The 24602-nt window shown below is 66.2% G+C and carries 26 protein-coding genes and 4 tRNA genes; 13 read left to right on the plus strand and 17 right to left on the minus strand.

Annotated elements, in window-relative coordinates; translation table 11 throughout:
* Positions 1 to 317: 317 nt before the first annotated feature.
* Positions 318 to 1229, plus strand: coding sequence for an alpha/beta fold hydrolase (locus tag OG921_RS00470; protein ID WP_266110389.1), 912 nt, complete (start codon positions 318 to 320; stop codon positions 1227 to 1229).
* Positions 1230 to 1314: 85 nt separating this feature from the next.
* On the opposite strand, the gene rplA is transcribed toward OG921_RS00470, so the two are convergent.
* From rplA to OG921_RS00520, 10 genes are all read right to left on the minus strand, one after another.
* The gene (gene rplA, locus OG921_RS00475; RefSeq protein WP_266110390.1) at positions 1315 to 2031 is read right to left on the minus strand and encodes a 50S ribosomal protein L1; all 717 of its coding nucleotides are present in this window, start codon (positions 2029 to 2031) and stop codon (positions 1315 to 1317) included.
* A gap of 118 nt (positions 2032 to 2149) precedes the next feature.
* Entirely contained in the window at positions 2150 to 2584 is a 435-nt protein-coding gene (rplK, locus tag OG921_RS00480) for a 50S ribosomal protein L11 (protein WP_266110391.1), read from the minus strand.
* A 102-nt stretch (positions 2585 to 2686) separates the two neighbouring features.
* Positions 2687 to 3556 carry a transcription termination/antitermination protein NusG gene (gene nusG / locus OG921_RS00485; RefSeq protein ID WP_266110392.1) on the minus strand — a complete coding sequence of 290 codons (870 nt, stop codon included), beginning with the start codon at positions 3554 to 3556 and terminating at the stop codon, positions 2687 to 2689.
* A 94-nt stretch (positions 3557 to 3650) separates the two neighbouring features.
* Entirely contained in the window at positions 3651 to 4070 is a 420-nt protein-coding gene (gene secE / locus OG921_RS00490) for a preprotein translocase subunit SecE (RefSeq protein ID WP_266110393.1), read from the minus strand.
* Between the two features lie 30 nt (positions 4071 to 4100).
* Positions 4101 to 4173 (minus strand) — tRNA-Trp (locus OG921_RS00495).
* Positions 4174 to 4365: 192 nt separating this feature from the next.
* Positions 4366 to 5433, minus strand: coding sequence for a fused (3R)-hydroxyacyl-ACP dehydratase subunits HadA/HadB (locus OG921_RS00500; RefSeq protein ID WP_323182627.1), 1068 nt, complete (start codon positions 5431 to 5433; stop codon positions 4366 to 4368).
* A gap of 76 nt (positions 5434 to 5509) precedes the next feature.
* Positions 5510 to 5677 (minus strand): 50S ribosomal protein L33, encoded by a 168-nt coding sequence (rpmG, locus tag OG921_RS00505; RefSeq protein WP_068278012.1) that lies wholly within the window; start codon positions 5675 to 5677, stop codon positions 5510 to 5512.
* A gap of 76 nt (positions 5678 to 5753) precedes the next feature.
* A tRNA-Met gene (locus OG921_RS00510) sits at positions 5754 to 5826 on the minus strand.
* A 44-nt stretch (positions 5827 to 5870) separates the two neighbouring features.
* A tRNA-Thr gene (locus OG921_RS00515) sits at positions 5871 to 5943 on the minus strand.
* A 188-nt stretch (positions 5944 to 6131) separates the two neighbouring features.
* Positions 6132 to 6214 (minus strand) — tRNA-Tyr (locus tag OG921_RS00520).
* A gap of 179 nt (positions 6215 to 6393) precedes the next feature.
* Here OG921_RS00520 and OG921_RS00525 point away from each other — a divergent pair.
* On the plus strand, positions 6394 to 6885 hold the full coding sequence (locus OG921_RS00525) for a YajQ family cyclic di-GMP-binding protein (protein ID WP_266110394.1): 492 nt from the start codon (positions 6394 to 6396) through the stop codon (positions 6883 to 6885).
* Here the strand turns inward: OG921_RS00525 and htpX are convergent.
* On the minus strand, positions 6876 to 7754 hold the full coding sequence (htpX, locus tag OG921_RS00530) for a zinc metalloprotease HtpX (protein ID WP_266110395.1): 879 nt from the start codon (positions 7752 to 7754) through the stop codon (positions 6876 to 6878). The genes OG921_RS00525 and htpX overlap by 10 nt on opposite strands.
* Positions 7755 to 7842: 88 nt before the next feature.
* A complete protein-coding gene (locus OG921_RS00535; RefSeq protein WP_266110999.1) occupies positions 7843 to 8880 on the minus strand; it encodes a polyprenyl synthetase family protein in 1038 nt (345 codons plus the stop codon).
* A 184-nt stretch (positions 8881 to 9064) separates the two neighbouring features.
* On the opposite strand from OG921_RS00535, the gene OG921_RS00540 reads away from it, so the two are divergent.
* Complete coding sequence (locus tag OG921_RS00540; RefSeq protein WP_266110396.1) at positions 9065 to 10327, plus strand: geranylgeranyl reductase family protein; 1263 nt, start codon at positions 9065 to 9067, stop codon at positions 10325 to 10327.
* Positions 10328 to 10331: 4 nt separating this feature from the next.
* Here OG921_RS00540 and OG921_RS00545 read toward each other — a convergent pair whose 3' ends face one another.
* On the minus strand, positions 10332 to 11147 hold the full coding sequence (locus OG921_RS00545; protein WP_266110397.1) for a glycosyltransferase family 2 protein: 816 nt from the start codon (positions 11145 to 11147) through the stop codon (positions 10332 to 10334).
* Between the two features lie 194 nt (positions 11148 to 11341).
* On the opposite strand from OG921_RS00545, the gene OG921_RS00550 reads away from it, so the two are divergent.
* The 8 genes from OG921_RS00550 (at position 11342) to OG921_RS00585 (ending at position 19091) form a co-directional block, all read left to right on the plus strand.
* Complete coding sequence (locus tag OG921_RS00550) at positions 11342 to 12280, plus strand: glycosyltransferase family 2 protein (protein WP_266110398.1); 939 nt, start codon at positions 11342 to 11344, stop codon at positions 12278 to 12280.
* Positions 12280 to 12960, plus strand: a complete 681-nt coding sequence (locus OG921_RS00555; protein WP_266110399.1) for a polysaccharide deacetylase family protein — start codon at positions 12280 to 12282, stop codon at positions 12958 to 12960. The genes OG921_RS00550 and OG921_RS00555 overlap by 1 nt, the downstream gene beginning before the upstream one ends.
* Positions 12906 to 14135, plus strand: a complete 1230-nt coding sequence (locus OG921_RS00560) for a hypothetical protein (RefSeq protein WP_266110400.1) — start codon at positions 12906 to 12908, stop codon at positions 14133 to 14135. Before OG921_RS00555 ends, OG921_RS00560 begins: the two co-directional genes overlap by 55 nt.
* Entirely contained in the window at positions 14132 to 14914 is a 783-nt protein-coding gene (locus OG921_RS00565; protein ID WP_266110401.1) for a PHP domain-containing protein, read from the plus strand. The genes OG921_RS00560 and OG921_RS00565 overlap by 4 nt, the downstream gene beginning before the upstream one ends.
* A 23-nt stretch (positions 14915 to 14937) precedes the next feature.
* Positions 14938 to 15807, plus strand: coding sequence for a glycosyltransferase (locus OG921_RS00570; RefSeq protein ID WP_266110402.1), 870 nt, complete (start codon positions 14938 to 14940; stop codon positions 15805 to 15807).
* Between the two features lie 169 nt (positions 15808 to 15976).
* A complete protein-coding gene (locus tag OG921_RS00575; RefSeq protein ID WP_266110403.1) occupies positions 15977 to 17350 on the plus strand; it encodes a glycosyltransferase family 4 protein in 1374 nt (457 codons plus the stop codon).
* Complete coding sequence (gene gmd / locus OG921_RS00580) at positions 17347 to 18408, plus strand: GDP-mannose 4,6-dehydratase (RefSeq protein WP_266110404.1); 1062 nt, start codon at positions 17347 to 17349, stop codon at positions 18406 to 18408. The genes OG921_RS00575 and gmd overlap by 4 nt, the downstream gene beginning before the upstream one ends.
* Before the next feature lie 17 nt (positions 18409 to 18425).
* Positions 18426 to 19091: a hypothetical protein gene (locus tag OG921_RS00585; RefSeq protein ID WP_266110405.1), complete on the plus strand. Its 666-nt coding sequence runs from the start codon at positions 18426 to 18428 to the stop codon at positions 19089 to 19091.
* On the opposite strand, the gene OG921_RS00590 is transcribed toward OG921_RS00585, so the two are convergent.
* Positions 19079 to 20044: a GDP-L-fucose synthase gene (locus OG921_RS00590; RefSeq protein WP_266111000.1), complete on the minus strand. Its 966-nt coding sequence runs from the start codon at positions 20042 to 20044 to the stop codon at positions 19079 to 19081. The two genes, OG921_RS00585 and OG921_RS00590, sit on opposite strands and share 13 nt — an antisense overlap.
* Before the next feature lie 59 nt (positions 20045 to 20103).
* On the opposite strand from OG921_RS00590, the gene OG921_RS00595 reads away from it, so the two are divergent.
* Both OG921_RS00595 and OG921_RS00600 read left to right on the plus strand, forming a co-directional pair.
* Positions 20104 to 20970 carry a hypothetical protein gene (locus tag OG921_RS00595; RefSeq protein WP_266110406.1) on the plus strand — a complete coding sequence of 289 codons (867 nt, stop codon included), beginning with the start codon at positions 20104 to 20106 and terminating at the stop codon, positions 20968 to 20970.
* Entirely contained in the window at positions 20960 to 21583 is a 624-nt protein-coding gene (locus tag OG921_RS00600) for a serine acetyltransferase (protein WP_266110407.1), read from the plus strand. The genes OG921_RS00595 and OG921_RS00600 overlap by 11 nt, the downstream gene beginning before the upstream one ends.
* On the opposite strand, the gene OG921_RS00605 is transcribed toward OG921_RS00600, so the two are convergent.
* Genes OG921_RS00605 through OG921_RS00615 form a run of 3 tightly spaced genes read right to left on the minus strand, consistent with a single transcriptional unit; the run spans position 21559 to position 24595 of the window.
* Positions 21559 to 22899 (minus strand): lipopolysaccharide biosynthesis protein, encoded by a 1341-nt coding sequence (locus OG921_RS00605; protein WP_266110408.1) that lies wholly within the window; start codon positions 22897 to 22899, stop codon positions 21559 to 21561. The two genes, OG921_RS00600 and OG921_RS00605, sit on opposite strands and share 25 nt — an antisense overlap.
* Complete coding sequence (locus OG921_RS00610) at positions 22896 to 23684, minus strand: glycosyltransferase (RefSeq protein WP_266110409.1); 789 nt, start codon at positions 23682 to 23684, stop codon at positions 22896 to 22898. The genes OG921_RS00605 and OG921_RS00610 overlap by 4 nt, the downstream gene beginning before the upstream one ends.
* Positions 23681 to 24595, minus strand: coding sequence for a glycosyltransferase (locus OG921_RS00615; RefSeq protein ID WP_266110410.1), 915 nt, complete (start codon positions 24593 to 24595; stop codon positions 23681 to 23683). The genes OG921_RS00610 and OG921_RS00615 overlap by 4 nt, the downstream gene beginning before the upstream one ends.
* Between the last annotated feature and the right edge of the window lie 7 nt (positions 24596 to 24602).

Genomic DNA, 24602 nt, shown 5'->3' on the forward strand with positions numbered 1-24602 from the left:
CCTCTCTTGACGGTCTGGTCCGCTAGGGACCGATGCTCTACGGGCGGACCGGAGGAAGGCGGAAAAAGCAAACGCCCCGGGCGCAGGGCGCACCGGGGCTCAGGAGATACACAGCCCGCGCAAGGCGGGCGATATCCCTACCTCGATCACCTGCGTGGGCCGCCGGATGTTTCCGGACCTTCAACCGCGCGTGAGCACGGTGACCAACGGTCTTGGGTAGAACGTGATTGGGTCGGCGTTCGATGGCTCGAACACCGTGGTAGAGCATAGCGGCTCGGTGGGCGAACTGCCAAAACGAGCCGTGTAGAACTGTGCACATGACGATTCCGGATATCCGGCGCGGCAAGGCGGCCGCCAACGGCCTCGAGCTCGCCTACGAGGATATGGGTGATCCCGACCGCCCCGCCGTCCTGCTGATCATGGGTTTCAGCGCGCAGCTGACGTTGTGGCCCGACGACTTCTGCGCCGCCCTCGTCGACGGCGGGTACCGGGTGATCCGCTTCGACAACCGCGATATCGGACTGTCCAGCAAACTGCACGGCGTCCGGGTCGGTGGCTCGACGTTGCTGCGCATGGGCGTTAGCCAGCTCGGCCGCGCCAGCACCGTGCCCTACACGGTCGCGGATATGGCCGCCGACACGGTCGGCCTGCTCGACCACCTCGACATCGAGGCCGCGCACATCGTCGGAGCATCGATGGGCGGCATGATCGCCCAGGTGTTCGCCGCCGAGTATCCGGAGCGGGTGCGCTCGTTGGGCATCGTGTTCTCCAGCACCAACCAACCTCTCTTGCCACCGCCGAGCGTCGCGGCGATCCGGACGCTGCTCGCCAGCCCGGGCGCGAACCCGACCCGCGAGCAGGTGATTGCGCAGAGCGTGCGCGCCCGGCAGGTCATCGGGAGCCCGCAATTCCCGGAAGCACCCGAGGTCCTCGCGGAGCGCGCCGCACGCGACTACGACCGCAGCTACTACCCGGCCGGAGTCGTGCGGCAGTTCGCCGCCGTCACCGGTTCGGGCAGCCTGCTCGGCTACAGCCGCCGGATCGATGCACCCACCGTCGTTATTCATGGCAGCGCCGATCCGCTCATCCGCCCGGCCGGCGGGCGTGCGGTGGCGCGAGCGGTCGAGGGCGCGCGACTGCATGTCATCAAAGGCATGGGCCATGACCTGCCGGCTCCCTTGCTGCCGGAGATCTCGGGCGAGCTGCTGAAGAACTTCACGCGCGGCTGAGGACCGACACAAACGGCGAGGGCCGGCACGGAGTGATCCGTGCCGGCCCTCGCCGTTGATTCGGTACCGCTGTTGATGCGGTTGCCTACTCGGCGCCGTCCTCGAGAAGATTGCGAGTCCGGTTCGGGTCCACCGGGATGCCCGGTCCGGTGGTAGTCGAAACGGTGATCTTCTTGACGTAGCGGCCCTTGGCGGTAGACGGCTTCGCACGCAGGATCTCGTCCAGCGCGGCGCCGTAGTTCTCCACCAGCTTCGTGGCGTCGAAGGACGCCTTGCCGATCACGAAGTGCAGGTTGGAGTGCTTGTCGACGCGGAAGTTGATCTTGCCGCCCTTGATGTCGTTGACCGCCTTGGTCACATCGACGGTGACCGTGCCGGTCTTCGGGTTCGGCATCAGGCCGCGCGGGCCGAGGACACGCGCGATGCGGCCGACCTTGGCCATCTGGTCCGGGGTGGCGATCGCGGCGTCGAAGTCGAGCCAGCCGCCCTGGATCCGCTCGATCAGATCCTCGGCGCCGACGGCGTCCGCGCCGGCAGCCTCGGCCTCGGCGGCCTTCTCGCCGGCCGCGAACACGATCACGCGAGCGGTCTTGCCGGTGCCGTGCGGCAGGTTGACGGTGCCGCGCACCATCTGGTCGGCCTTGCGGGGGTCGACGCCGAGCCGAACCGCGACCTCGACGGTCGCGTCCATCTTGGTCGACCCGGTTTCCTTGGCCAGCTTCGCTGCATCGAGCGGGCTGTAGAGCTTGGTGTCGTCGATCTTCTCTGCCGCGGCGCGGTAGGCCTTGCTTTGCTTTGCCATGTCTTGCTATCCGTTCTCGTTCGTTCGGTTGTGGTTTCGGGCCTGGCCGGCCCTCCCACAGGTGCAGCCGTGCGCGATCGGGAGTTCGATGACTCGTCGACTGTGCACGAGCGCGGAGTTATCCCTCGACGGTGATCCCCATCGAGCGCGCGGTGCCGGCGATGATCTTCGCGGCCTGCTCGATGTCGTTCGCGTTGAGGTCTTCCTGCTTGGTCTTGGCGATCTCGCGCACCTGGTCCATGGTCACCTTCGCAACCTTGGTCTTGTGCGGTTCACCCGAGCCCTTGGGGACACCGGCGGCCTTCAGCAGCAGCTTCGCGGCCGGCGGGGTCTTGAGCTTGAAGTCGAACGTGCGGTCTTCGTAGACCGAGATCTCGACCGGGATCACGTTGCCACGCTGCGACTCGGTCGCGGCGTTGTAGGCCTTGCAGAACTCCATGATGTTTACGCCGTGCTGACCGAGCGCGGGACCCACCGGAGGGGCAGGGTTCGCCTGGCCGGCCTGGATCTGAAGCTTGATGATCCCGGCGAGCTTCTTCTTCTTGGGGGGCATCTTTCGTTTCCTTGGTTGGGGTCTTGCGTTTTGCAAGTCTTCGGTCCAGGGGGGCGGAGCCTCCGAGGGGTTGGGGGTGCACGGGGGCGGAGCCCCCGTGGGTTAGATCTTGGCGACCTGGGTGAAGGCGAGCTCGACCGGCGTTTCGCGGCCGAAGATCGACACCAGCACCTTGAGCTTCTGCTGCTCGGCGTTGACCTCGCTGATGCTGGCGGGCAGCGTCGCGAACGGTCCGTCCATCACGGTGACGGACTCGCCGACCTCGAAATCGACCTCGATCGCGGGCTTGGCCGCGGTCTCGCCACCGGCCTCGCCGGTGCCGCCCGAGGCGGCTGCCGGCTTCTTCTGCGCGGACTCCGGCAGCAGGAACTTGATCACTTCGTTGATCGACAGCGAAGTCGGACGCTGGGTCAGGCCACCGGAGGCCTGCGTGCTGGCCGTCGCGCCAACGAACCCGGTCACGCCGGGAGTGTTGCGAACCGCCGCCCACGACTCGTTGTTCAGTTCCATACGAACGAGGATGTAGCCCGGCAACACCTTGCGCTTGACCTGCTTGCGCTGGCCGTTCTTGATCTCGGTGACCTGTTCCGTCGGCACCTCGATCTGGAAGATGTAGTCACCGACGTCGAGGTTCTGCACGCGGTTCTCGAGGTTGGACTTCACCTTGTTCTCGTATCCGGCGTACGAGTGGATGACGTACCAGTCGCCTGGCTTCAGTCGCATCTCCGCCTTGAACGCGGCAACCTCGTCCACCGGCTCGTCGACCGGCGCTGCTGCGACCTCGGTGGCCTCGGCGGCGTCCTCGGACACCTCGGTGCCGGCGTCAGCGGTGTCGGCGTCGGTGGTGTCGGACGCGTCCGCCTGTTCGGCCTGCGCCCCGTCAGCTGCCAGGTTCTCGTCGACAAACCCCTCGATGGCCGTGGCGTCGTCCGCCACGGCCTCGTTCAGTTCGCCGTTCTCCGGGGTGCTCACTTGGCACTCGCTCCTCGTGTCGTCAACGTGCATCTCGGGCGCGCCGGGCGCGCACCGCGTCATGTTCCTGCCTGTCCTGCGGGATCACCGCCGGCTAGCCGAACAACCAACTGACGCCCTTGATGAACGCCAAATCCAATCCGCTGATGAACGCGACCATGAAGACCACGAACACCAGCACCACGCTCGTGTAGGTGATCATCTGCTTGCGATTCGGCCAGATCACCTTGCGTAGTTCGGCCACGACCTCGCGCAGGAACTTTCGCAACCGCTTGAAGGGGTTGCCCCGACCTTCGGTCTTGACCTTCTTCGGCTTCTTGTCGGCAGCGGCAGTCGACGCCTTCGACTTCGGGGTGGCTGAAGCGACCGCTACCGAACCCTCTTCTTGGGTCCGACGGGCGGCGCGTTTCCCACTCGGCCGATTGACCGAGGATTCGGAATTTCCGTTTGCGTCGGCGGCGGACCGGCGTTTGCCGTCCGAACCACCGTCGAGCGTGTCTCGCTCGTCGCTCACTTCGATCCTCTCAGTCGCTGACACCAAGGGCAGGGGCGACAGGACTTGAACCTGCAACCTGCGGTTTTGGAGACCGCTGCTCTGCCAGTTGAGCTACGCCCCTTCGGCCGGACCGTGCCGTCGGATCGCGTCCGGACGACGGCCTGTTCCGGCCACTCTGCGATCACACAACACACGCGCCACCCCTCGACCCGGAACAGGTCGGTCGGGCAGCGCGCAGCGCTGAGTGTCCCCAGAAGCTTTAGTGTACGTTACCGTCCGCGCCCGGCCGAAATCGCGGTGGTCACATACTCGATCATGCCAGCTGAACCGTGGCAGTGGCCCGACCGAAGATTTTCCGTCCGGCGGACTTCGCAACGATCGCAATCACGGCGGTCCGGGATTCGGGATCGACCGACTTGATCCGGCCGGTGAATTCGACCTCGGCGGCCTGGCGCGGATCCACTTTCACCGGACTGGTGAACCGAACGCTGTAGTCCTTCACCACGCCGGGATCGCCTGCCCAGGACGTGACGAAGCCGGCACCGAGACCCATGGTCAGCATGCCGTGGGCAACGACGTTGTCCAGACCGGCCAACTTCGCGATCTCGTCGCTCCAATGGATCGGGTTGGCATCACCCGAGACACCGCCGTAGTTCACCAGATCGCCGCGGGTGAGCCGCACGATCCGCGGCGGCAGTTCGTCGCCCTGCGCGACCGAATCGAACGCGCGCACCAACGCACTCGGCTTCTTCGCGGGCGCCCGCTTCGGCTCGGCGACGGGTTTCGGACCGCCGACCGGCACGGTTTCCGGCGCCTCTGCACCGACGCCGTGCATGACCACGTCGTGCACGCTGGCGGCGATGTTTTCGTCGACCTCGGTCCCGGTGCGCCCGACCAACGTCGTGTAGGTGGTCTGCACCAGGTTGTCATGCTGATCGGTGACGACGTTCTTCGTCACGATGATGTCGGCGCCGGAGGACTGCCGGAACGAGTCGAGATAGACGTCGCAGGTGAGTTTGTCGCCCGCCTCGATCGGCTTGTGGAACTCGAGCACCTGATCGGTCTGCATGATCTGGCTCAGGTCGTAGCCGGTGACGACGTTTTCGAACAGCTTGCGCTGGGCGAGGATGCCGACCAGGGAGATGAAGGTCAGCGGAGCGAGCAGTCCGTTGTAACCATGCTCGAGCGCAGCGTTCTCATCCCAGTGCAGCGGGTGATAATCCTGGACGGCCCGCGCGTACTCGCGCACCTTCTCGCGGCCCACTTCGTAGTGGTCCTCGACGCGGTAGTGATGACCAACCATGCTCAACGCGTGTGCCGCCGGGTCACCCGGGACGTCGGCGGCCCGAGTCTGCACAGAGTTCTCTGAGACGCTGTTCACGTTTGATGGATCCCCTTATCTACCCCGGCGAGGGAGAGAGATACCGGGTTCTCGCCAGGGGGCCGTCGGGTTGGGCTCAGCGAGATTCGCGATGCGCCCGGTGAGTGCCGCAGTTCGGGCAGAACTTCTTCAGTTCGAGCCGATCCGGGTCATTACGACGGTTCTTTTTGGTGATGTAATTGCGGTGCTTGCACACCTCGCAGGCCAAGGTGATCTTGGGCCGCACATCGGTGGAGGAAGCCACGACACGCCTTCTTTCGCCTCTACTGATCGGCCCCGGAACTTTCGGTGCCGTGGGCGATCGATTCGTTAGTCTCTTGTAGCGATGGCCGGACTTGAACCGGCGACACAACGATTATGAGTCGTTTGCTCTACCGACTGAGCTACACCGCCTTGCCCTTTTCGGCACCGAGTTGACCCGGCACCGCAATCCAGCGAGCCCCCTAACGGAATCGAACCGTTGACCTTTTCCTTACCATGGAAACGCTCTACCGACTGAGCTAAGGGGGCATGGCTTCGCTCGCACCTGATTCGGTTCAACCCGTTCCAGGGTGCGTTCGAAGCCTTCAAGAGGTTACACAGACTGGAGCCTGCGCGCCAAACCGCGAGGTCAGCGCCCTTTTCAATCTCGCCTCCCGGCCGGGTTCACCGCTGGAAAGCGAAGACCCCGGGTGTCATCGACAACCGGGGCCTTCGAGTGGCAGATGTAGGATTCGAACCTACGTAGGCATAAGCCGACGGATTTACAGTCCGCTCCCATTGGCCGCTCGGGCAATCTGCCGTTCGCGTGGATTTCACCGGTTTCCCGGTCGTTCCCGACGCGCAGAGCAGAATACAACGAACCCACACCCGCGATGCAAACCGGGTGGTCGAACCATGACTCACCGCTTGCTAGCGTCGTGAAACGTCCCCGTGCGCCGGTTTCGGCGCTCCCGATCAACGCAAGTATGAGGAGCTGTTGTGGCCGATTCGTCGTTCGATGTGGTGAGCAAGGTCGACCGCCAGGAGGTCGACAACGCCCTCAACCAGGCCGCCAAGGAATTGACCCAGCGCTACGACTTCCGTGGCACCGGCGCTGGAATCGACTGGTCGGGCGAAGAGGCGATAGTCATCACCGCCGACTCCGAGGAGCGCGTCAAGGCCGCCGTCGACGTGTTCAAGGAGAAGCTGATCCGCCGCGACATTTCGCTGAAGGCGTTCGATGCCGGCGAGCCCGCCGCGTCCGGGAAGGTGTTCAAGGTCACCGGCACCCTGGTCCAGGGCATCACCTCGGAGAACGCGAAGAAGATCTCCAAGAAGATCCGCGACGACGGCCCCAAGGGCGTGAAGGCGCAGATCCAGGGCGAGGAGCTGCGGGTCAGCAGCAAGAAGCGCGACGATCTGCAGGCCGTGATCGCGCTGCTGAAGAACGAGGATTTCGGGATCGCGCTGCAGTTCGTGAACTACCGGTAGTTGCGCGGCCCGCCGGCCATCCGCTCGAGCCGCTCGATCCGCTCCGCCATCGGCGGGTGCGTGGAAAACATCCGGCTCATCTTGTCGCCGGCCCGGAACGGGTTCGCGATCATCATGTGCGACTGCGCGGCGATCTTGGGCTCCGGCGGCAGCGGCGCGGCCTGGGTGCCGCGCTCGAGCTTGCGCAGCGCGGACGCGAGCGCGAGCGGATCGCCGGTGAGTTCGGCGCCGGACTGGTCGGCCTGGTACTCGCGCGACCGCGAAACCGCCAGCTTGATCAGCGTCGCCGCGATCGGGCCGAGCAGCGAGACCAGCAAGATGGCGAACGGGTTGCCGCCCTCGCGATTGCCGCCGAACATCGAGGCGTAGAACGCGAAGTTCGCCAGCCCAGAGATGACCGCGGCGAGTGCGCCCGCGACCGACGAGATCAGGATGTCGCGGTTGTAGACGTGCGAGAGTTCGTGGCCGAGCACCGCACGCAGCTCGCGTTCGTCGAGAATCTGCAGGATGCCACTGGTGCAACACACTGCCGCGTGGCGTGGACTACGGCCGGTCGCGAACGCGTTCGGCGCGTTGGTGGGGCTGACATAAAGCCGCGGCATCGGCTGGCGCGCGGTGGTGGCCAGCTCCCGCACGATCCGGTAGATCACCGGCGCCTCGAGTTCGCTCACCGGCTGGGCATGCATCGCACGCAGCGCGAGCTTGTCGCTGTTGAAATAGGCGTACGCGTTCATCCCGACCGCGAGCAGGATCGAGAGGAACAAGATCGTGGGGTTCTGGAACAGCGCGCCGATGAAGACGATCAGCGCCGACATTCCCACCAACAGTCCGAACGTCTTGAACCCGTTCGCGTACCCGTGACTGTGCATCTCGTCTCCTGGCTCCCGGATACCGATCCGTACCCGTCAGTGTGTCAACGACTGCGCCGGTCGGACCGGTTCCCAAGCGATCGATGTGTCAGCCGACGCGCTCGATCGTGTAGCGCACCAGCTTGGCCAGCGCATCGTTCGCGGGACCGGCGGGCAGCTTCGCCAGCGTCTCGAGTGCACGATCGGCGAAACCTTCCAGCCGTTCCTTGGCGCGCACCATGCCCTGCGACTCGCCCAACAGCGCGAGCGCTTCGGCCAGGTCCTCATCCGAGGTGACCGGTCCGTCGAGCAGATCGCGCAGCCGGTCACCGTCGGGACCGTCTTCCCGCAGCGCGTACAGGACGGGCAGCGTGTGCACGCCTTCACGCAAGTCGGTGCCCGGTGTCTTGCCGGACTGCGCGGACACCGACGAAATGTCGATGATGTCGTCGGAGACCTGGAATGCGGTGCCGACGATGCTGCCGAGTTCCTCGAGCAACGCGACGTGTTCCGGGTTAGCACCTGAGAAGGTGGCGCCGAACCGGCCGGAGGCGGCGATCAGCGAGCCGGTCTTCTCCCAGACCACCTTGAGGTAGTGCTCGACCGGATCGGTTTCCTGCTTCGCGCCTAGAGTCTCGCGCATCTGCCCCGTCACGAGCTGGGCAAACGTGTCCGCGATGATGCGTACTGCTTCGGGACCGAGGGTGGAGACCAGCCGCGACGCGTGGGCGAACAGATAGTCGCCGGCGAGGATGGCGACGCTGTTACCCCAGCGCGCGTTCGCGCTCGGCGCCCCGCGGCGCATGCTCGCCTCGTCCATCACGTCGTCGTGGTAGAGCGTGGCCAGGTGCACGAGTTCGACAACCGTCGCCGCGGTCACGATGCCGGGGGAGGTGGGCGCGGGACCGAGTTGGGCGGTGAGCACGGTGAACAGCGGCCGGAACCGCTTGCCACCGGCGTTGACCAGGTGCAACGCCGCCTCGGTCAGAAAGTCTTCGCCCTCGGAAAGTTCGGCGATCATCAACTTCTCGACCTCGGCGAGGCCGGTCCGAACGGCTGTCGCCAGTTCCGGATCGCCGAGGTCGATACCTGCCACCGTCGTGTTGTCGTCGCTCACGCTGGATGTGCCCGTCTCTTCTCGCGCCATAGCGTTCCAAACCACCCTAAGAACCTAGCCGGTCGATGTGCTGCGCGGCGCGTCGCCATGAGTGTCGTGCCACCGCGAAGCATGAGCGCCGTGCCACCGCGAAGCATGAGCGTCGTGCCACTGCGAAGCATGAGCGCCGTGCCACCGCGAAGCATGAGCGCCGTGCCACTGCGAAGATGGATACGTGTCAGCCCCCGATCCCCGATCAGTCGAGTCTGCCCGCATCCCCACGGCGTCCGAGGTACTCGTCGTCGGCGCGGGTCCAGCGGGTTCGGCCGCTGCGGCGTGGGCGGCCCGGCGGGGATACGAAGTACTACTCGTCGATGCGGCGGCGTTCCCGCGCGACAAGACCTGCGGCGACGGCCTCACCCCCCGCGCCGTAGCCGAGCTCGATCGGCTCGGCCTCGGCGACTGGGTTCGGGCGCGGGCGACGAATCGTGGGCTGAAGCTCGCCGGCTTCGGCCATGAACAGGTCATCGCCTGGCCTGGTGGCGCCCTGCCGAGTGTCGGTAGCGCGGTGGCCCGCACCGAACTGGACGCGCGCATCCGCGAGGCCGCCGTCGATTCCGGAGCCAGTGCCGTGCAGGCCCGCGCCGTGGATATCGAGCGGGATGGCCCCCGGGTCGCCGCGGTGACGCTGCAGACACCCGAAGGTGTGCACACCGTCGCGTGCCGGACGCTTGTCGTCGCCGACGGCGTGCGCTCCCCGATCGGCAAGCTGCTCGGCCGTACCTGGCACCGAGACAGTGCGTACGGCGTCGCCGCGCGCGCATACGCGAAGACCGAACGCAGTACCGAGGAGTGGATCAGCTCCGACCTGGAACTTCGCGATCCGTCCGGCAAGCTGCAGCCCGGCTACGGCTGGGTGTTCCCACTGGCCAATGGCGAGGTGAACATCGGCGTCGGATCGCTGGCGACGGCACGCCGACCGGCGGACGTCGCGCTGCGCCCACTGCTCGAGCAGTACGCGACGCTACGCAGCGCGGAGTGGGAATTCGAAGGTCCGCTGCGTGCGGTGTCGTCGGCGCTACTGCCGATGGGTGGTGCGGTCTCCGGGGTCGCCGGGCCCAACTGGGCTCTGGTGGGTGACGCCGCGGCGTGCGTCAACCCGCTCAACGGTGAGGGCATCGACTACGGACTGGAAGGCGGGCGGATGCTCGCCGACCTCCTCGACGCACCCGATCTCACTGCGCTGTGGCCGGCGACGCTGCGGGCACACTACGGGCGCGCGTTCTCGGTGGCGCGGCGGCTCGCCGCGCTCACCACACTCCCCCGCGTCCTGCCCACGGCGGGTCCACGTGCACTGCGCTCGGGCCGGGTGATGGGTGTTGCGGTCCGGGTGATGGGCAACCTGGTGACCGATGAGGACACCGATCTCGTCGCGCGGATGTGGCGGGGGTCGGGGGGATTGTCGATGCGGACGGACCGGCGGGCGTTGTTCGCGTAGCGACTCAGCCGGAGCGGCTGCTCTCGTCGCGTTCCCAGCGAACTTGCGTGCGTCCGCGACGTCGGCCGGCGAGTGCAAACGCGACATATACCGACGTGTCGATCGCGGAGCGCGGGCCGCGGACACTGGTCAGGACGGTCTTCAAGCTTCGCCCCGACGACGAACCGCCTGGCTGATCGTTGGTTCCTTGATAGACGCGTCGCAGCGTTCTGATCAGACTGCGGCTGTCCCGTGGAGTCGCGACAAGGGTTGGCTCGGTGGGGACAACCGCTTTCTCGGTGCGGTTGAATTGTTGGTCTACCCAGAGGTCGTCTCCGGTGACGGCCGGGAACCGTCCGATTCGCACGTGCCCGGCTTCGTTGAGGCCGTAGGCTCCTGCTCCCCACAAGGCGTCACCGAACTGCGGAATGCGGGCGCGTGCGCGGTAGTAGCTGCGCACCGGTCGACTGGCCCCGGTTGTGTCGTACCTGGAGGCCGGCCGTGCAGCAAGCACCTCACCCGACCGTAGGACGTCGAACACCTCGGCGACTGCCTGCGGGGTGATCCGGATGTCCGCGTCGAGGTACAGCCGGGGCCAGCGCGTCGCCACATCGTCGCCGGCGTTGAGTGCAGCGACCTTCGACGCCTCCGCGATCTCGAGCACCTCGATCCCCGGGACGGAGCGGGCAACCGCGGCGGTGTCGTCGGTGCACCCGTTGCACACCACCAGCACCTCCAAGAGCCCCGTCCGGGCGGTGTCGCTCAACGGCGCGAGAGTCTGCGCAATGACGGCGGACTCGTTGTGGGCGGGCACGATCACCGAGCCGGACATCTGCTGCATGCAGAAATCATCTCCGCGCGGGCGAAATCCGTCCACCGAGCGGCGGCCGGGTCGGATCGGCGCCCGCGCGGGATAGCGGCAAAGTGGCTGGGTCTGTAACGTCGCCCCTATTCGTCCCGACTTGGCTGCATGACACCCCAATCGTCGTCGAGCGCTGCGCTCGATGCTGGCCCGCCGCGGACGGTAGCGAGAACATGAATCGAAATATCCCGGACAGCCTGGCCGTCGCCGTCGTCACCTACAACAGCGCGGACCATCTCGAGGCGCTGTTGGATTCGCTGCCCGCCGCCGCCGGATCGCTGACCCTATCGGTGCTCGTCGTCGACAACGCGTCAAGTGACGACTCCGTCGCGGTGGCCCGCCGGTATCCGGGAGTACAGGTGATCCAGACTGGTGCGAACCTCGGTTATTCGGGGGCGATCAACGTCGCGCGTGACCACTTTGGCCACACGAACCTCGCAATCCTCAACCCGGACCTCACCCTGGGACCCAAGTGCCTCGAGGTCCTCGTACACGGATTGCGGGGCACCGTCGGAATCAGCGTGCCGAAACTGACCGCACCCGACGGCGAGGTGTTTCGGGATCTGCGTCGGGAATCATCGGTGCATGGCGCGTTGGGGGACGCCGTGTTCGGTGACCACTGGCCGATGCGCCCGCGCTGGCTCACCGACGACCTGCGTCGGCCATCGGACTACGACGAGCCTCGCGAAGTCGCGTGGGCGGGCGGTGCCGCGTGGGTGGTCTCCGCCGAGTGCAATGACCGCGTGGGGCGGTGGGACGACGAGACCTTCTTCCTGTACTCCGAGGAGACCGACTATGCCCGTCGGGCGCGCGGCCTCGGATTCACTGTCCGCTACGACTCGGACGCATATGCCATGCACCATGGCGGCGGCTCGGGGACCTCGGCTGCGCTACTTGCGCTGCTCTCCGTGAACCGCGTCCGATACTTCGAGCGGTACAACGGTCCTGTGCGAACGGCGTGCTTTCGTGCCGCAGTCGTGCTCGGTCATATGCTTCGAGCGTCATCGGTGTCGGGCCACCGGTACGCCCTCGGCATCGTCGCGAATCGGCGCAGGTGGAGCGAACTGCCGACGGCGGAGACGCGCATCGACACATCCGGCCGGAGCGCGTGATGCTTGCGACGAACCGGATTGCGACCATCTGCTTCCACGGAATCGGCACGCCCGAACGCGAGCTCGAGCCGGGCGAGGAGCGGTTCTGGATAGAGCCGGCAATGTATGAGGAGATCCTCGACGTGATCGCCGCTCATCCGCGCCCAGTGGATCTCACCTTCGACGACGCGAACGCCTCCGATTTCGTCTACGGTCTACCCGGATTACTGCGCCGGAATATGCGCGCGGAGTTCTTCGTGATCGGCGGGCGACTCGGACAGCCCGGGTCACTGTCCCCCGACGAAGTCCGTGAACTTCGTGACGCCGGCATGGTGATCGGCAATCACGGTCTGCGCCACCTGCCCTGGCGCGAGGTCCCCACGCTCGACGAGCTCGAGGAGGAGGTCGGCGAATCGGCGCGAATCATCGAGCGCGAGACCGGGATTCGTCCGGTGAATGCAGCATGCCCGCGCGGGTCATACGATCGTCGTGTGCTGAATCTGCTTCGACGCCACGGCTACCACCGGGTGTATAGCGTCGATGAGGGCACCTCACGAGCGGGCTCCTGGGTACGCAGCCGGTACTCGGTAATCCATTCCGACACAGCGGAATCCATCCGCCGACGACTCGACGATCCGGATGGGCCATGGCCAGATCGGATGCGCCGGGGCGCGGCGCAAACCGTGAAGCGTTGGCGATGACCACCGTCCTCGTCGGCTTTGCCGAGTCCTTCGCAGCAATCGAGGCGACCTGGTCGCTGCAACGGTCGGGCATGCGCGTGATCGCATTCGCCCGACACGGCACCAGACCACCGCTAAGGTTCGCCGACGGCGTCGAACTCCATCGGGTGCCCGCACCCGAAGCCGACGTCGCGGGATGCCTGGCCGAGGTCCGCGAGGTGATCCGCAAATATCGTCCGGACGCGTTTCTGCCGCTCGACGACGCGGCACTGTGGCTCACCCGCGAACTCGGTCCGACCGAGTGCATCGTCGCTGGGCCATCGTCCCTCGGCATCGACGTCGCACTGGACAAGGCGGCCCAACTGAAGGCTGCCGCAGCCGCCGGGCTACTCGTACCCGACACCAACGTGGTGGCCACCGTTGCGGAGATCGAGCCGCCAACCGAGCCGATCATTATCAAACCCGCCGACGCAATTCGTATCCAGGGCACAGGGCTGGTCCGTCCGACCGGCCGCATCTGCGCGAGCGCCGCCGAACTCGCGCAGGCGCGGACACAACTCTCCTCGGGACCATTGCTCGTCCAACCGGTGATCCGCGGCCGCGGTGAGGGCCTGTTCGGCACCGTCGGGCCGAGCGGCGACACCCCGTGGAGCGCGCATCGCCGGATCCGAATGGTCAACCCGGCCGGTTCGGCATCCTCGGCGTGCGAATCGGTCGAGGTGGATTCCGCATTGCGGGCAGGTGTTGCCGACATGCTCGACGGGCTCGGCTGGCGCGGTCTGTTCATGGCGGAGTTCCTCCGCGACGCCGCGGGCCGGGCGTGGTTCATGGAACTCAACGGTCGGGCTTGGGGCAGTTTGGCCCTGGCCACCGGGCGGGGCTTCGAGTATCCGGCCTGGGCCGTCCAGGATGCGCTGGCGCTACCGCGTTCACCGTCGGCACCATCGGCGCCGCCGCACATCCGCGCCCGCCACCTCGGGCGCGAAGCCGTCCATCTCGCCTTCGTTGTGCGTGGTCCACAGTCGGCAGGAGTCGCCGATTGGCCGCGCCGTGGCCGCACCGTCCGGGATTTGTTGCGTATTCGGCGCGGCGACCGCGTCTACAACTGGAATCGCCGCCAACCGAAGGTGGCCGTGGCCGACACGTGGCGCACCCTGGCGGACCAACTGCAGTCGCTGCGGAGGAATTCGATATGACCCGACACCTGCGACTCGCGTCGCACATTCATTCGTCCTGGTCGGACGACTGCGACTGGCCGCTACCGAAGCTCGCACGCACACTTCGCCGAGTCGGCTTCGACGGCGCGCTGATCTGCGATCACGATCGCACGATGACCGAGGATCGTCGGCGACGACTCGTCGAGGAATGCGCCGCGGTCGGTGCCGGCGGATTTCTGATGGTTCCCGGTATCGAATACCAGGACCCAGACCACGTGGTGCACATCCCGGTCTTCGGTGACGTGCCATTCCTCGGGCGCAGCCTGCCCGTGCTGGACATCCTCAAGGAGGGGCATTCGGCCGGTGCGGTGACCGTGTTCGCCCACCCTGCGCGCGCGCACGCACACGCCCGGTTCGACGAACGCTGGGTCCCGCACCTGACCGGCATCGAAGTGTGGAACCGGAAGTACGACGGCGTGGCACCGAATGAGTGGGCGGCCCGCACCGCCAAACAGTTTGGGCTCGGACCGTTCGTCGGGCTCGACTTCCACGGTCCCCGCCAGTTGTTTCCACTGTCTGTCACGGTCGAATCGGACCGCACCGACGACTGGACCGCGGTCATCGACGCGCTGCACGCCGGGAGCTATCGCGCGACCGCGCTCGGCACGTCGGCCATGTCGGTGGCCGACGGTCCGGTGGGTGCCGGCTTGCGTCGCGCCGAACGCGCTCGCCGCGCGATGGCGCCACGAATTCGTCAGTTGGAGAGCAAGATTCGCCGAAGGCCCGCCGCTACCGCACCGACCGGGGATTGCCGATGAACGCCGCCGCAGACCATATCCTCGTGACTCGGTTCAACCTTCCCTCTGCAGGAGCGGAAAGCCTGATCCGCGCGAAGGAGGGTTGGCTGCGCAGCCGGGTGGATTTGTTCGAGCGCTACTGCCTGCCGTCGGTTCGAGCTCAACGCAACCAGAATTTCCGGTGGATCGTCTACTTCGACCCGGAGAGCCCACAGTGGTTGCACGAGCGCATCACTGCCCATACCGATGCGGGCGGGTATGTCCCGCTGTACCGCACAAAGGTCGAGCCGGCAGATCTGGTGGCCGACCTTCGCAACCTGATTACCGCGCCGGGCGACGTGCTCATCACGACAAACCTCGACAACGACGACGGGCTGGCCGTCGACTTCACCGATCGGCTGCAACGGATATCGACCCATCATGAGCGGGCTGCGGTATATCTGGCGAACGGCTTGATCAAGAGCCCGTCCGCCGTCTACTTCCGCAACGATCCACACAATGCGTTCTGCTCGGTTCGCGAGAACTGGTCGGCGCCGCGGACTTGTTGGGCCGATTGGCACAATCTGCTCGGCACCACGATGCCCACTCTCGAGATCGGCGGCGCCCCAGCGTGGCTGCAGGTGATCCACGGGGCCAACGTCAGCAATCGCGTCCGCGGCAGGCTGGTCTCCCCCGCACCGCATCGTGACCGGTTTCCGGGCGTGCTCGACGACGTCGCCGAGCCGACGTCCACAGCCCGGATGCGCGATCTGCTGGTCGATCGTCCGCGCCGCCTCGTGCGCGAGTCCGGACGCTCCGCCGCCAAGCGCGCGGCGATGTCGATCGGCGGCAAGAACGGCCTGGACCGGCTGAAGACCTTTGTCGCGCAGCGCGGCCGCCGGGCGCCGGCGGCGCGCGAGGTCGCCGGTAATTAGCTGGCTTGTAACAACGATCGATGAACGCCCGACAATTTGGTGATGGATCGTCGATAGCATCCGGTCGATGCGCCGCCCAGCGCAACGATGTAGCGAGGCATAGCGGTCCAACGGCCTTGCGAAAGCAATCGCCACCCACCGAAGAAAGCCGGGGCCGGACTTGAACCTCATGCCCACCGTCGTCGGCGCATCGTCCCCGTTTCGTGACTCTGCACTGCATGCCATGCCGCTCGGCAAGGCCAGCGAGTCGCCATCCGCGGCAGCGCTCAACTCGGCGGCGCAGAAGACCTTGTCCGTGGCCATCGTCGGAATCAACTACGCGCCCGAGACCACTGGTATCGCCCCGTACACGACCGGTCTCGCCGCCGGGCTCGCCGCCCGCGGTCACAACGTCCAGGTGTTCACCGGCCAACCGCACTACCCGCAATGGGAGCGCCTCAGTGGATACGCACACTTGCGTTCGACGGAAGACGCCGCAGGCGTCCGGCTGCGACGCTTCCGTCATTTCGTGCCCCGCCGACAGTCCGCGAAGTCCCGCGCGTTGATGGAACTGACATTCGGCTTGCAGGTGGTCACCGCCGGCTGGCGCCGGCCCGACGTCGTGGTCTGTATCAGCCCGCCGCTGCTCGCCTCCGCTTTGTGCGCGGCGAGGTCCCGACTCTCGGCTCGTGGTCCCGCCGTTGGCGTGCTTGTCCACGACGTTTACAGCCGCGCCCTGGTCGAGATGGGCGCTCAAGCATCCAGTCCAACCCGCGCAGTGGGCGCGGTCGAATCATTCGTGACCCGCGCGGCGGACGGCGTTGCCGTGATTCATGAGGGTTTCGCGGATGACCTGATCACCAAGTTCGGCGTCGCTCACGATCGAGTCCGCGAGATCCGCAATTGGTCGCATGTGACGGCTCCGACGCCACGGGAGAGCGCCGCGTTTCGCCGCGAACAGGGGTGGCGCGACGACGAACTCGTGGTGCTGCACGCAGGAAACATGGGCAGCAAGCAGGGGCTCGAAAACGTGATTGCGGCAGCACGGCTCGGCGCGTCCCGCGGCGCCCGGGTCAAGTTCGTCCTGCTCGGCGACGGCCATCAACGGCGGCACCTGCACGACATTGCCGCCGACGTGCCCGAGTTGCAGTTCATTGCGCCGGTCTCCGACGCGCGGTTCCCCGCCGCACTCGGCGCCGCCGACGTGTTGCTCGTCAACGAGTTGCCCGGGGTCGCGCAGATGGCGATGCCGAGCAAGCTGACCTCGTATTTCGTCGTAGGAAAACCGATTCTCGCCGCCGCCGACGACCACGGATTCACGGCCCGCGAGATTGCCGCGTCCGGCGCAGGTATTCACGTACCGGCCGGTCGGCCGGACCTGTTGTTGAACGAAGCTGTTCGACTCGGCTCCGATCGGCAGCTGATGTACCGGCTCGGCGCGGCCGGTCGCCGTTACAGTGAAGCCAACCTGTCTGCGGTTGCGGCGCTCGACCGGTACGAGACCTGGATTCGCGACCTCGCTGCGAACCGCCACCGGCAGGCCGTGGTCCAGGGGGACACTTGACGGTTCGACGCGCGCTGATCACCGGGATCACCGGACAGGACGGTTCGTACCTCGCCGAGTTCCTCCTCGACAAGGGCTACGAAGTGCATGGCATCATCCGGCGGAGCTCGACGTTCAACACCACCCGGATCGACCATCTGTACGTCGACCCGCACACCCCCGACGCGCGGATGTTCTTGCACTACGGCGATCTGCTCGACGCCACCCGGATGATGACTCTGCTGACCCGAATCCGGCCCGACGAGGTGTACCACCTCGCGGCGCAGCCACATGTCCGGGTGAGCTTCGACGAACCGGAGTACACCGCTGAGACGACCGGGCTGGGCTCGCTTCGACTGCTGGAGGCGATCCGCCAGCTCGACCTACCGTGCCGGTTCTATCAGGCGTCGAGCTCGGAAATGTTCGGCAGCACGCCGCCGCCGCAGAACGAGGATGCACCAATGCACCCGCGCTCGCCGTACGGCGTCTCGAAGGTCTTCGCGTACTGGGCAACTCGGAACTATCGTGAGGCATACGGGATGTACACCGTCAACGGCATTCTTTTCAATCACGAATCGCCCCGCCGAGGGCCGACCTTCGTGACGCGCAAGATCAGCCGTGCCGTTGCGCGCATCCAGGCGGGTCTCGACGAGCACCTGTATCTCGGGAATCTCGACGCCGTACGGGACTGGGGTTACGCGCCCGAGTACGTCGAGGGAATGTGGCGCATGCTGCAGTGCGACAAACCAGATGACTACGTACTGGCAACGGGACGTGGCCACACTGTGCGCGAGTTTCTCGAGCTGGCCTTCGATCACGCCCGCCTCGACTGGACCCAGCATGTGCTCTTCGACGAGCGGTATCTGCGGCCCGCCGAAGTGGATTCGATCATTGGCGACGCCACCAAGGCCCGGACCGCGCTGGACTGGCAGCCGCGCGTGCAGTTGCCCGAACTGGTCCGCATCATGGTCGATGCGGACGTCGAATTGCTCTCCGGCAACTCGGAGCGTCCCTGGATCGACCGGCCCAGTCTGACCGGCTGGCGGGGCGTTCCCGATCCGGACCGACGTCCGATCTGATCGAACGGAGAGCGCAATTGGCGAAAGTGCTGATGGCACTGCACGCAATCGTGTGGCTGTGCCCGTCCGGGCGCTGGAAGAACGCACTGCTGAGGCGGTTCGGACACGCCATCGGGAGCGGCGTCACGCTCGCACCCACACTCGTCGTCGGGTGCGGCCGGTTCGTGCTCGACGACGGCGTCCAAATTGCCTCGTTCAATGTGTTCCGTGACATGGTCGCGGTCGTGGCCCACGACAACGCCCGCATCGGTTCGTGGAACTGGTTCAGTGCGCATCCGCGGTACCGCAATGATTCCCCCGGCAACGGCACGTTCGAGATCGGCCGCGACAGTTTCGTCACGTCCCGGCATTACTTCGACTGTTCCGGTGTGGTTACTATCGGCGAGCTCAGCGCAATCGGCGGACAGCGCAGCACATTTCAGACCCACGAGCTCGACCTTGTGGCCAACTGCGAGACGGTAGGCCGAATCGAGGTCGGCGACCGGGGATTCGTCGCAACCGGCTGCATTCTGTTGCGCGACTCGCGTCTCCCTTCCCGCTCGATGCTCGCCGCGGGCTCGACACTGACACGCCTCGACGACACGTCCGACACACCGCAAGGGCTGTGGGCGGGTACTCCGGCGCGCTTCGTGAAGCCAATGCAAGGTCGATGGTTCGACCGCAATCTCGATCAGGTTCGGTAGTCGTCCTGATGATCGACGAACCATTCGTAGGTACTTTTCAGGCCGTCGGCCAGACCTATTTTCGCCGTCCAGCCGAGTTCGGTGAGCCGGACGATGTCGATGAGTTTGCGCGGCGTGCCGTCCGGCCTGCTGTCGTCCCAACGAATGACGCCCTCGAATCCCGCGGCATCGGCCACCATGCTCGCCAATTCGGCAATGCTGCAGTCGGTTCCGGTGCCGATATTGATCGGACGCTCGTCGTCGTAATGGTCGAGCAGGTGATGGCACGCGGCGGCGAGGTCGTCGGCGTGCAGGAACTCGCGCCGCGGTGTGCCGCTACCCCAGCACGTCACGCTTTCGGCCCCGCCTCGCGCGGCGTCATAGAACCGGCGGATCATCGCAGGCAGCACGTGGCTATCGTGCGGATTGAAGTTGTCCCCCGGCCCGTACACGTTGGTGGGCATCGCGGAGATGTAGCGCAGTCCGTATTGGCGGCGAATCGATCTCACGTGCATTATGCCGGCGATCTTGGCCATCGCGTACGCCTCGTTCGTCGGCTCCAGCGGCCCGGTGAGCAGCGCGTCCTCAGAGATGGGCTGATCGGCGAACTTGGGATAGATGCAGCTCGAGCCAAGGAACAGCAGCCGATCCACGCCGACAGAAACCGCGCTGTCGAGCAGGTTCAACTGGATCCGGAGGTTGTCGGAGAGGAAGTCGACCGGGCGCGTCATGTTCGCCGCGATGCCACCCGTGCGGGCGGCGGCGTCGATGACCACCTGCGGACGGGTCCGCTCGAGAAAGTCGCGGGTGGCTCCCGGGTCCCGCAGGTCCACCTCACGCGATCCCGCACCGATCAACGCGTCGTAGCCGCGCGCCGCGAAATGCCGCCACAATGCGGCGCCAACCAGCCCGCGGTGCCCCGCGATGAAGATCCGGGTGTCCTGCGTCAAGTGTTGAGCGACCACGCCGTCCATTGTTCCAGCCCGTCCCAGCCACCTCGGCATCGCCGCCACCGGAGCCCGGATACCTCGACATGACAGCGGATCCTGAGACCACCCCCAGCACGCACCGGCGTTCGCGACGGCTGCGCTGGGCACTCGTCGCGCTCGCAGTCCTAGGTGCGCTCGTCGTGGCTGCGACGGTCCTGCCGATCTCGTTGTACCGGCAGATCGGCGAGGTCGACGTCGATCTCGATAGCCTTACCGACCGGCCGGCGAAATCTGCCGAGGCGGGCGGCACTGTGAACATCGCGGTGCTCGGCACAGTCGCCGACCGGTGCGTGTCGCTCATGATCTTCCATATCGATGCCGACCGTAACGCGGCGTCCTTCATCTCGGTTCCCGATTCGGCGGTGTGTGGGCCGGACGCGCCGACATGGCACAGCGCCGATCTGACGGCGCTCGCACAAGATCTGGAGAATCGAAGCGGCGTATATCTCGACCATCTGGCAGTGCTGGACTGGCAGGCGATCGCCGACCTAGACCACGTCGCTGGCGATGTGGAGATCGCGCTCGATGGAGCTGCGTTTCAGCCGTACCCGAACACCTACGTCACGATCCCTGCTGCCGATGTCACCGCCTACATCGGAGCGCCGGTCTCGGCGGGGCACGAAGAACAGGCGCGGATCCGCAAGCAGCAGTTGATGATGAAAGAGGTGCTGCGCGCGACGCTGCACCAGGAGATGCGCCGGGACCCGCGCGACCTCTACCGGTTCCTCGACATTCTGTCGACCCATTTGGATCTGGACAGTGATTGGTCCTGGACGGACCTGAGCCGACTCGTTGTGTCGCTGCGAAACATGCGTTCGGGGCATATCAGCTATTACGCGGTACCGGACGGGGCCGGTCCCGAGGATGAATTGTGGACCTCCGTGCGTGAGGATCGCGTGCATGCCGACTGACCGTGCGTTGCGAATCGCCGCAGCTCGCCTGTGGACCTATCCCCTGTGGCGAGCGGTTACCCGATCTGCCGCTGGCGAAATCGTCGCTTACGAGGTGGACCGCTGGATCGAATGCATCGGCGATGACGGGCTGCGCCGATTACAGCCCTATGCACGGTTCGCCTACCTGGCCGCCGCCTTGCCCGAGTTCCGCACGCTGCTGCATTACCGCCTCCGCGGATCGCCGTCGGCCGTGCGGCTTGTCCTTCGCGCCGTGTACCGACCTGCGCCCAGCCTCCTGCTCGACGCCAAGTTCATCGGCCAGGGACTCTTCGTACAGCACGGATTGGCGACCGTCGTCAGTGCCGAACAGATTGGGCGCGACTGTTGGATCAACCAACAGGTCACCGTCGGCTACGACAGACGCGGGCGGCCGACGATCGGCGACCATGTCCGGATCGGCGCGGGGGCGGTCGTCGTCGGAAACATCACGGTGCACGATGGCGCCACGGTCGGCGCAAATGCGACGGTGGTCCACGACGTCCCTGCTGGACAGACTGTCGTCGCTCCACTGGCGCGACCCCTCATCCTGCCTACGTCGACCGACGATCAAGGTCGCGCGTCGACGAGCTGATCCGTCCTGCGACGCACCAGCCTCGGCACCCAGGTCAGATCGGGAATCACCTGTCCCACCAGCACACCGATCAGCGCCGCTCCCACCACTCCGGCGGCGCCGATCGGCCCTGCGAGCACCGCGCCAAGACCGAGACCAAGCAATGCCATCACGGCGATGCAACCCGCTTGCCAGCGCGCCTCGGCGGGCCGCGTCAGCAAGACCCCCGCAGGTAGGTGCGCACTCTGCAGCACCAGGAGCGCACCGAAGGCAAGCGCAAGAGGAACGGAGATCTCGATGGCGCCGCCCGACAACCACGTCCCGGTCCACGGGCCGAACGCGGCGAGTGCGCACCCGCCGACAACGCCCATCGCACTGAACGCTGCCGTGACCTGCCACCACATGCGGATGGTCGCTTCCGTCTCCGCGCGCCGTCGGACGAAGATCGGCCAGAATGCCACTCCCGCAGTGCTGATCACCGACCACGTCAGTCCGTATAACTGGGCCATCAACGCATAGTTCGACAACTGCACTGGAGTCGACAGATGTGCAAGCAGGAGTCGTCCGCCGTGCAGCCCGATGGGTACGCCGATCGCGGCGACGAACAGCCACAGGCTCCCCGCCAGCAGCCGTTTTCCGCGCCCTGCCACGCTGACCGAACCGAATGCCGACCACCCGAGACCCGAGATACGCAGGGCGAGCACGGTCGCGATCAGGTGGCTGACGAGAACTCCGGTGAGCGAGGACATCGCGAACCAGATTCCGTCGACGCCGATGCCTGCCAAGATTAATGTAGCGCCGAGCGTAAAGGCGGAACTGCTCATCAGAGCGACCGTGGCGAATTGATTGCGATCGATGCCGATCAGGATCCGAGTGCCGAGCCCGGCGGGAATCGTCGCCGCGAATAGCACTGTGGCCGCCGTGATCGCCCACCGATCCGCGGGCCCGGTGGAGATACCGAGGAACACAGACCACTTGTCGAAGGCCATGACGGTGAGTGCCATCCCCGTGATCGCCAGGGCGACCGCGCCAAGTACCCGGTATCCACGACGGATTACATCGACCGCGTTCGGATCACGCTGTGCGCCGGTGAGATTCGCGGCCGCGCTCATGACCGTCATGCCGATGCCGAGGTCGACGAAGGGAAAGAGCAACGTAAACGTCCCAACCAGCGACACGAGCCCGAACACGTTCGCGCCGGTTTCACGCACGATAATCGCGGTATTGAGTAGGCCGAGCGCGGCAATCAGTGGAGTTCCGACGACGCGATACACGGTGCCGCGCAGCACCGCGCGATGTTCGTCCGGTGCCAACCGCCCGGTTCCGTGCGCGATCATCGCCCGAGCACCCGGCGGATGGCGAGTTTCCCGCCCGCGACCCCCTCGGCGATTGCGACCCCCGCCATGGACGTCCTGCGCCCACCCAACGGAAAGTAGCCGGTCTCGTCCAGAACCCGGCGCACGTCGCGGTAGTGCTCGCGAACAGACCGTGTCGACCCGGCACCTGTCGTGTCGAAGTCGCACACCGCTCTGTCGAGCACCACCGGCGGGGCGTGCAGCGCGGTTCGCAGCATGTACAGCTGGTCGGCCGCGAGGCCGAACCGAACGTCGTACGGGCCGACCCGGCGGACCAGGTCGGCGCCGAAGAAGGCAGCCTGGTGCGGAATCGGCCGATCCCCGAGCGCGAAGCGGCGCAAGCGGAACCGTCGATAGCCCCAGTCCCGCAACGTGCCTCCGCTACCGTCGACCAAGTTCGCCCGGCCGAACCCCCAGCGGCCACGCCGGCCGGGACCGAGCGCATGCAGTGCCGCGGCGATCGCGTCCGGATCGGCGAACCGATCCCCCGAGTGCATGAACCACACGACGTCCCCAGTGGCGTGCGCGTTTCCCTGATTCATCGCGTCGTAACGTCCACCGTCCGGGCGTGACTGCCAGTACGCCAACGCCGCGGAATTCCCACGCAGGTACTGGCTCACCGCGTCGCCCGAGCCGCCGTCGATCACGACATGCTCCAGGTCGAATTCGCCACGCTGGGCGCGCACGCTGGACAGCGTGCGCTCCAGCCCGGCGATGTCCCGGAAGGAGATCGTTACGACCGACACCTTCGGAAGAACGGGACTCATCCGCGGTTCCACCGTGCGAACGCCGACCAGATCCGCTGCGCGACAAGCCGAGCCGCGTTGCCCGCCGCGTAGGCCAACGCGTACGGGCCCGGGCGCCCGTAGCGGACCGATGCATACAGCGCGGAGCCAACCGACCGGATCGACCCGGCCGAAACCGCGGCACTCACCGGGCTCGTGCACAGGTAGTCCCCACGTACCCGGGCCGGCTCGTCGCGTAGGTGCGCCAATCCCCACTGGATGTATTCCGCCGACCGATCGAGGCGCGAGTTGGATAGCGACGCGTCGCCGATGTAATACGTCGCAAGCGTCTCTTCGAGTTGCACGATTCGCAACTGCGGTACGGACTCCTGTAGTCCGAGTAGCCAGGTGGCTTCGTCGTGCGCCGCGTCCGGGTTCGCGTCCCAGCGGACCACGCGAGCGAGCCGTGTGGGAAAGCTCAGTGTCGAGGTCTGCAGCACTGCTCCACCCGATCGCAGGTCGGTCCGGCGGTAGAGGTAATCGGCAACGGATTGGCCGGGTTCGATAACCCGACGCGGCCAGACCCGTCGACGCACGCCAGGACCGATGACGTCACTGCGCGAAGTCACGACCCAGTCGGCAGTCGGGCGATCGGCCACTGCCTCCAATTGCCGCGCGAGTTTCTCCGGATGCCACTCGTCATCGTCGTCGAGCAAAGCGACGACATCACCGCGCGCCGCGTCGATACCGATCTGGCGCGCGCGAGCGGAACCGGCGCCCGGTCCGGCGCGCAGCAGTGACAATCTCGGATCGGCCGGTAGCGGAACGGGAGCAAGTGTGTCGGCAACAACCACTATTTCGACCGGTGACAGTGTTTGTGCAAGCACCGACCGGACGGCTCGGCCCAACGTCTGCCTACCCACGGTGGGAATGACGACGCTGACTGCCGGCATCGATCCG

Origin of the sequence: Aldersonia sp. NBC_00410, assembly GCF_026342035.1 — a bacterium.
Lineage (GTDB): Bacteria > Actinomycetota > Actinomycetes > Mycobacteriales > Mycobacteriaceae > Aldersonia.